Here is a 7,122-nt window from a genome sequence, read left to right as displayed (position 1 = left end):
GCGCCGGTGCCGGCACTCCGGCCGCGGCCAATGTGACGCCTGCCGTGGTGGTGCATGAGGGTTACACCAGCGTCTTCACCATCAACGCCTCGAACGGGCATCTCCAGGAGACCTATCTGCCCAGGGTCGGCGCGGCCTGGGTGACCCAGGACCTCAGCTCCGGCGCCGGTACCCCGGCGGCAACCGGCGCGCCCGCCGCTGTCTACCACGACGGTTTCACCAGCATCTTCACCATCAACGCCTCAAACGGGCATCTCCAGGAGACCTTCCTGTCCAAGATCGGCGCGGCCTGGGCGACCCAGGATGTCAGCGCCGGTGGCCCGGCGGCGACGGGTGCCCCGGTCGCTGTCTACCACGACGGCTTCACCAGCGTCTTCACCATCAACGCCTCGAACGGGCGCCTCCAGGAGACCTTCCTGTCCAAGATCGGCGCGGCCTGGGTGACCCAGGACCTCAGCGCGGGTGCCGGTACCCCGGCGGCCGCGGGCGCGCCCGCCGCTGTCTACCACGACGGCTACACCAGCGTCTTCACGATCAACGCCTCCGACAAGCACCTCCAGGAAACCTTCCTGTCCAAGATCGGCGCCGCCTGGCTCACCCAGGACCTCAGCGGCGCCGGCACCCCACCCGCCACCCCCTGAAAACGGCGATGCCGCACCGGAACCCCGGTGCGGCATCACCCTTTGTACGCTCCGACGAGATTCTTGTATCCGTAAAAGTGCTCCTGCTGAAGTGCGGTGTCTGGAAAGCCTTTGGCTAACTGCACGCGTTCGGCCGAGTTCCACCCGTTCCGCTCTGTTCCCGGGTGTTCCAGTGGGCGCGGAACTCGATGTCACGCCGTAGGGATGCCTGGGTGCGACGCCCGGTGCGATCACATACGGAGGAAGAACATGGCTACGAACCTGCGGCGTGCCGCGATGAGCATTGCCCTTGCCGGGCTGACCGTGTTGTCGGCCGCCGCCCTGACCGCGGCTCCGGCGCAGGCGAGCGCGGGCGCCCTGCGGCTCGGCGAGCACCAGAGCCTGGCCGGAAAGATCTGGCTCTACTACGACAACACCTCCAGCCTCGGTAGCGCCGGCGACGAGGCCAGTTCAGTTTTCAACGACACCGAGGACGCCTGGGTCCTGTACGTCGACAGCGGCTACCGCGACCACCGCTTCTGCATCCGCTCCGGCCAGTACATCCGCAACCTGCACACCTACAACTTCGGCGACAAGATCTCTTCGGTCAGGCGCCTCTCCACCAGGTCCTGCGTCGGCTACCCCGTGTTCGAATAACCCCGAAGGTTCCGGCTTCCCCCCAGCCGGAACCCCCGCTGTCGCGACTCTGGCGGGCTGGCTAATGTCGGGGCATGGATTCTGTGCGGTTGGGGAACACCGGGCTGAAGGTCAGCAAGATCTGCCTGGGGATGATGAGTTACGGCGATCCGGGAAGTTGGAACGGGTGGGTGCTGCCGGAGGAGCAGGCCGAGCCGATCGTCCGGAAAGCCGCTGACGGAGGTGTGACCTTCTTCGACACCGCCGACGTGTACAGCGCCGGGGCCAGCGAGATCGTCACCGGCAACCTGCTGCGAAAAATCTTCCCCCGGCGGGAGGACTACGTCCTGGCGACCAAGGTCCGCTTCCCCGTCGGCAAGGCCGCGAACGACGGCGGCCTGTCGCGAAAGCACATCATGGCCTCGATCGACGCGTCCCTCACCCGCCTCGGTACGGACTACGTCGACCTCTACCAGATCCACCGATGGGACGACGAAACCCCCATCGAGGAAACCATGGAAGCCCTCCACGACATCGTGAAGGCGGGCAAAGCCCGATATATCGGCGCTTCGTCAATGCTGGCGTGGCAGTTCGCGAAAGCACAGCACGCGGCCGACAAGCACGGCTGGACCAAATTCGTGAGCATGCAAGGCCATTACAACCTCCTGTACAGAGAAGACGAGCGGGAGATGAACCCCCTCTGCGTCGACCAGGGCGTGGGCCTCATCCCCTGGAGCCCCTTGGCGCGGGGACTCCTCGCGCGAGCCGGGACAGATCAGGACACGACCCGGCAGGTCGGCGACGGAGCCCGCCAGCAGCAGCTGTACGGCGGCCCCGCGGACGCCACCATCCTCGCCAACGTGGCCGATCTGGCGGCGAAGCGCGGCGTCGCCCCGGCGACAGTGGCCCTGGCCTGGCTGCTCCACCAGCCGGGCATGACCGCCCCGATCATCGGCGCCACCAAGGAACGCCACGTGGACGACGCGATCGCCGCCGCCGACCTCACCCTCTCGCCGGAGGAGCAGTCCGCCTTGACCGAGCCCTACCAGCCTCGCCCGGTCTCCTTCTGATTCAAAGGGATTGCAGCACGTAGAGGAGGGCGACCGCGATGGCCAGGGCGCTGAGGAGGAGACGCAGGCCGGTTTCGGGAAGGTGAGGTTGGAGGCGGGCGCCCAGGTAGCCGCCGATCAGGCCGCCGAAGCCGCAGACCAAGCCCAGAAGCCATTCGGGTGCGATGTCACCTGAGGTGGTAAGGGCGAGGACCGCGTACGCGAGCGCGCCCACGATCGAGGTCAGGAAGGTCGAGGCGAGGGCGGCAGGGGCGACATATCCGACTGGCATTCCCCAGCCGACGAGGATGGGGCCCAGGATCGAGCCGCCGCCGATGCCGTACACGCCGCCGATGACTCCGACGACGAGGGCCAGCAGGCTGATCGTGCGGGTGCGTACCTCCCGCGCGGGGCGGTGCCGTTCCGGGCGCAGAGTTCGCACGCACAACCAGACGCCGAGGGGCAGCAGGAACGCCGCGACCAGGATCCGGAACACCTGCGGGCCCGGCACGACGAAGACGCGGATGATCGCGCCGATGACCACCCCAGGGAGGGTGCCGACGATGAGTTGCCTGGTCAGCGGGCTGACCAGCGAGCCGTTCCGCCGGTAGCGCATGAGCGCTCCAGGCCCTGACACAACGTTGAACAGCAGATTGGTAGGCGTTATCGCAGGGCTCGGCACCCCCAGCACGCTGAGCTGAACCGGAAGGAGGAACACCGCCCCCGACACCCCCACCGGAGTCGTGAACATCGCGATCAGCAACCCAGCCCCGAACCCAACCAAACCCTCGATCAACGCCACAATCCCCCCCGACAGAGTCGCCCCAGCTTGCCCTACTCGCCGGAATCACTCCAGACCGGAATGGAGAACCCATGACAACCGCCCCAGCCGGGGACTTCGACTACGACACCCATGGGTACGGCTACGCCACCCAGCGCCGTACCGATCCGCGAATCGAGGCCCAGGTCCATGCCGCTCTGGGCGAGGGACGCAGCTTGATCAACGTAGGAGCGGGCGCCGGGTCGTACGAACCGGAAGACCGGTATGTCGTCGCGGTCGAACCGTCCGCCGTCATGCGCGGACAACGCCCCGCCCGCCGTGTCCCCGCCCTGAACGCCACCGCCGAACACCTGCCATTCGACGACAACACATTCGACGCCGCCCTGGCGTCGATCACCGTCCACCAATGGCCCGACCCAGAACAGGGCCTACGCGAACTACGCCGCGTCTCCCGCGGCCCGGTCGTCGTGCTCACCTTCGACGGCGACGCCCTCGACCTCCTCTGGCTGGCCGAGTACGCCCCCGAACTCGTCGCAGCCGAACGCCTCCGCTACCCCAAGATCGACTGGATCGCCCAACACATCGGAACCACAACCCGAATCGAACCAGTCCCCATCCCCATCGACTGCGTAGACGGCTTCACCGAGGCCTACTACGCCCGCCCCGAACGTTTCCTGGACCCAGCCATCCGCAAATCACAGTCCGCATGGGGCTTCATCGACCCCACCGCCGAATCCCGCGCAATCGAACACCTATGCACCGACCTCGCAAACGGCACCTGGGACACCCTCCACGGCCACCTACGCACCCAGCCCGAGTTCCTGGGCTCCCTCCGCCTGATCATCGGCCTCCCATGACCTCATCAAAGCGTGACGAACAGGCCCTTTCGCCGAACCGCAGGGCCACGTCGAAACTTCACGCTGAGTCCTCCCACCGCAAGGGTGTTGGTCGTACAGTCAGCGCGTGGTGCCTATTGAGTTGTTTCGGCGGGTCGCCGAGAGTGTGCCGGCGTATGCGGCGTTCCTGAAAGAGCAGGGTGTCGACCCGGGGGCCGTGCGGGAGTTCGGCAGCGTGCCGATGACGACGAAGGACAACTATGTCCGGAGGCATCCGCTTGCCGCGTTGTGCCGGGATGGTGTTGTCGGGGACATGATCGCGGTGTCGTCGGGGTCGAGTGGGGAGCCCGCGTTCTGGGTGCGGTCGACGGCCGATGAGAAGGTCGTCGGGGAGCGGTTCGCGGAGGTGTTCCGGGCGTTTGGGGCGGCGGAGCGCCGGACGCTGGCGGTGGTGTGCTTCTCGCTGGGGACCTGGGTAGGTGGGCTGTTCACGATCGCCTGTGTGCGGCAGCTGGCCGATCAAGGGTTTCCGGTGACGGTGGTCGCGCCGGGGAACAACAAGGCGGAGATTCTGCGGGTTCTTCCCGTTCTGGCGCCACAGTTCGAGCAGGTGGTTCTGCTGGGGTATCCCCCGTTCTTGAAGGACGTGATCGATACGCCGGGGGTGCCGTGGTCGTCGTACAACGTGAAGATTGTCACGGCGGGTGAGGTGTTCTCCGAGGAGTGGCGGGCTCTGGTCGCGGAGCGCGCGGGGATCGCGGATCCGCTGACCGGGACCGCCTCCCTGTACGGCACAGCGGACGCGGGCGTCCTGGGAAACGAGACCCCCTTGTCCATCGAAATCCGGCGATTCCTGGCCGGCCGCCCCGACGCGGCGAAGGAACTCTTCGGAGCCTCACGGCTGCCCACGCTCGTGCAGTACGACCCGGCCGTGCGGTTCTTCGAGGAACACGAAGGCACCCTGCTGTTCACCGGCGACAACGGCATCCCACTCATGCGCTACCACATCGCCGACGAGGGCGGCCTGATCTCCCACAAGGGCATGCTCGGCTACCTGGCCCGATTCGGCTTCCGCCCGACGGCGCAGGGACCTGAGTTGCCGTTCGTGTACGTGTTCGGCCGGAGCCTGTTCGTCGTCTCGTACTACGGGGCGAACGTGTTCCCGGAGAACGTCACGGTCGGCCTCGAGCAGCCGGGCGTAAGCGACTCGGTGACGGGCAAGTTCGTACTGGCGGCCCCCGAGGGCGCGAAAGGGATCGAACTGACCGTGGAACTGGCCCAAGGGACAGTCGGGACGCCCGAACTGGCAGAGCGGGTCTCCGCATCGGTGCTCCAGGCTTTGAAGCGCCTGAACAGCGAGTTCGCACACTATGTCCCGGAGGACCGGCAGGCACCCGTGGTCACGCTCCGCCCGTACGGGGACCCGGAGCACTTCCCGCCTGGCGTGAAGCACAGGTATGTACGCTGATCGTTATGGCACGGGCGAATGATGAGGCTGCGGCGGCGCTGGAGGAATACGCGGAGCTGTTCGCGCTGAATGGCGGGGACGCGTTTCGGGTGCGTAGTTACCAGAAGGCCGCGAAGTCGATTGCGGGGCATCCGGAGGATCTGCGGACCATCCCGGTGCGGCAGATTCCGGGGGTCGGTGAGGCGATCGCGAAGAAGGTTGAGGAGTTTCTGGCCCGTGGGAGTTTCCGGCAGTTGGATGATCTGCGCGGAAAGGTGCCGGATGGGGTGCGGAGGATGACGAGGATCCCTTCGCTTGGGCCGAAGAAGGCGTTGTTCCTGTTCCAGGAGTTGGGTGTCGACTCGCCGGAGGCGCTCGCGGAGGCGATCCGACAGGGGCGGCTGGCGGGGGTGCGCGGGTTTGGGGCGAAGACCGAGGAGAACCTGCTCAAGGGCATCGAGCAGATGGAGCAGTCCGGGCAGCGGGTGCATCTCGGGGTGGCCATGGATCTGGCGGAGAAGGTGATGGCGTCGCTGCCGGCCGAGCGGATCGTGTACGCGGGGTCGCTGAGGCGGATGCGCGAGACGGTGGGCGACATCGACATCCTGGCGGTCGGGCCGGTTTCGCTGATGGAGGTGTTCAGCGCGCAGCCGTACGTGACGGAGGTGATCGCCGCAGGGGAGCGGAAGACATCCATCCGGACCGATCGCGGCATTCAGGTGGATCTGCGGGTGGTCCCGGCCGAGTCGTGGGGGGCGGCGCTCGTCTACTTCACGGGGTCGAAGGAGCACAACGTCCACATTCGCGAGATGGCCGTGAAGAAGGGCTGGAAGCTCTCCGAATACGGGCTTTTCGACGCCGACGACCAGGTGATCGCGGCGGCGACGGAGGAGGACATCTACGGGGCGCTGGGCATGCAGTGGGTGCCGCCGCCGATGCGGGAGGACGGCGGCGAGATCAAGGCCGCGCTGCGCGGGGAGCTGCCGGAGCTGGTCACCCTGGCCGACCTCAAGGGCGATCTGCATACCCACACCAACCTGACCGACGGAATCGCCTCATTGGAGGACATGGTCGCCGCCGCGGCAGCCCGCGGCTACGCCTACTACGCGATCACCGACCACGCCCCGGACCTGGTCATGCAGCGCATGACCTTGGAGAAGGCCCTCGACCAGCGCGCCCAGATAGCCGCCCTTCAAGCGAAATATCCGAACATGCGGCTGCTGCAGGGGACCGAGTTGAACATCGCGCCCGACGGTTCCGTGGACTGGCCGCTGGACGTGCTGGAGGGCTTCGACGTCCGGGTCGCCTCCGTGCACTCGCACTTCGGCCAGTCCCGCGACGAGATGACCCGCCGCTTCATCGCGGCCTGCGAGAACCCGGGCGTGCACATCATCGGCCACCCCACCACCCGCAAGATCGGCAAACGCGAGCCCGTCGACGCCGACTGGGAGGCCGTCTTCCGCGCCGCGGCCCGCACCGGCACCGCCATGGAGATCGACTCCTACCCGGACCGCGCCGACCTCCCCTCCGACCTGGTACGGCTGGCCCGCCACCACGGCGTGAAGTTCTCCATCGACAGCGACTCCCACGCCATCCCGCACCTGGAGAACCAGCGTTTCGGCGTCGGCATCGCCCAGCGCGCCTGGCTGACCACCGACGACGTCATCAACACCTGGCCCCTGGAGCGCCTCCTCACTTTCCTCCGGCGGTGATTCAATGGTTTCCTGGTAGGGAATACCGAAATCCCGAGAGA

The 7,122-nt window shown here is 66.9% G+C and carries 7 protein-coding genes; 6 read left to right on the top strand and 1 reads right to left on the bottom strand.

The features are described 5' to 3' along the window. The 3 genes from Amac_RS53780 to Amac_RS23200 form a co-directional block, all read left to right on the top strand. Positions 1-641, top strand: a 641-nt coding sequence (locus tag Amac_RS53780) for a hypothetical protein (RefSeq protein ID WP_170322602.1), incomplete at its 5' end; no start/stop codon positions are given. A gap of 249 nt (positions 642-890) precedes the next feature. Beyond that, positions 891-1,277 carry a beta/gamma crystallin-related protein gene (locus tag Amac_RS23205; RefSeq protein ID WP_155356488.1) on the top strand — a complete coding sequence of 129 codons (387 nt, stop codon included), beginning with the start codon at positions 891-893 and terminating at the stop codon, positions 1,275-1,277. A 74-nt stretch (positions 1,278-1,351) separates the two neighbouring features. Next, positions 1,352-2,326, top strand: a complete 975-nt coding sequence (locus Amac_RS23200; protein ID WP_155356487.1) for an aldo/keto reductase — start codon at positions 1,352-1,354, stop codon at positions 2,324-2,326. A 1-nt stretch (position 2,327) separates the two neighbouring features. Here the strand turns inward: Amac_RS23200 and Amac_RS23195 are convergent, their stop codons facing one another. Next, positions 2,328-3,101 (bottom strand): sulfite exporter TauE/SafE family protein, encoded by a 774-nt coding sequence (locus Amac_RS23195; RefSeq protein ID WP_246268595.1) that lies wholly within the window; start codon positions 3,099-3,101, stop codon positions 2,328-2,330. Positions 3,102-3,178: 77 nt separating this feature from the next. Between Amac_RS23195 and Amac_RS23190 the strand changes: the two genes are divergently transcribed. The 3 genes from Amac_RS23190 (at position 3,179) to polX (ending at position 7,081) form a co-directional block, all read left to right on the top strand. After that, positions 3,179-3,943 carry a class I SAM-dependent methyltransferase gene (locus tag Amac_RS23190; protein ID WP_155356486.1) on the top strand — a complete coding sequence of 255 codons (765 nt, stop codon included), beginning with the start codon at positions 3,179-3,181 and terminating at the stop codon, positions 3,941-3,943. 106 nt (positions 3,944-4,049) lie between these two features. Next, a complete protein-coding gene (locus Amac_RS23185; protein ID WP_155356485.1) occupies positions 4,050-5,390 on the top strand; it encodes a phenylacetate--CoA ligase family protein in 1,341 nt (446 codons plus the stop codon). Positions 5,391-5,395: 5 nt separating this feature from the next. Next, entirely contained in the window at positions 5,396-7,081 is a 1,686-nt protein-coding gene (gene polX / locus Amac_RS23180) for a DNA polymerase/3'-5' exonuclease PolX (RefSeq protein ID WP_155356484.1), read from the top strand. Positions 7,082-7,122: the final 41 nt, after the last annotated feature.

The organism is Acrocarpospora macrocephala (genome assembly GCF_009687865.1).
Taxonomy (GTDB): Bacteria; Actinomycetota; Actinomycetes; order Streptosporangiales; family Streptosporangiaceae; genus Acrocarpospora; species Acrocarpospora macrocephala.
Note: the sequence above shows the minus strand (reverse complement) of the source record. Positions and strands in the feature narration are given on the sequence as shown.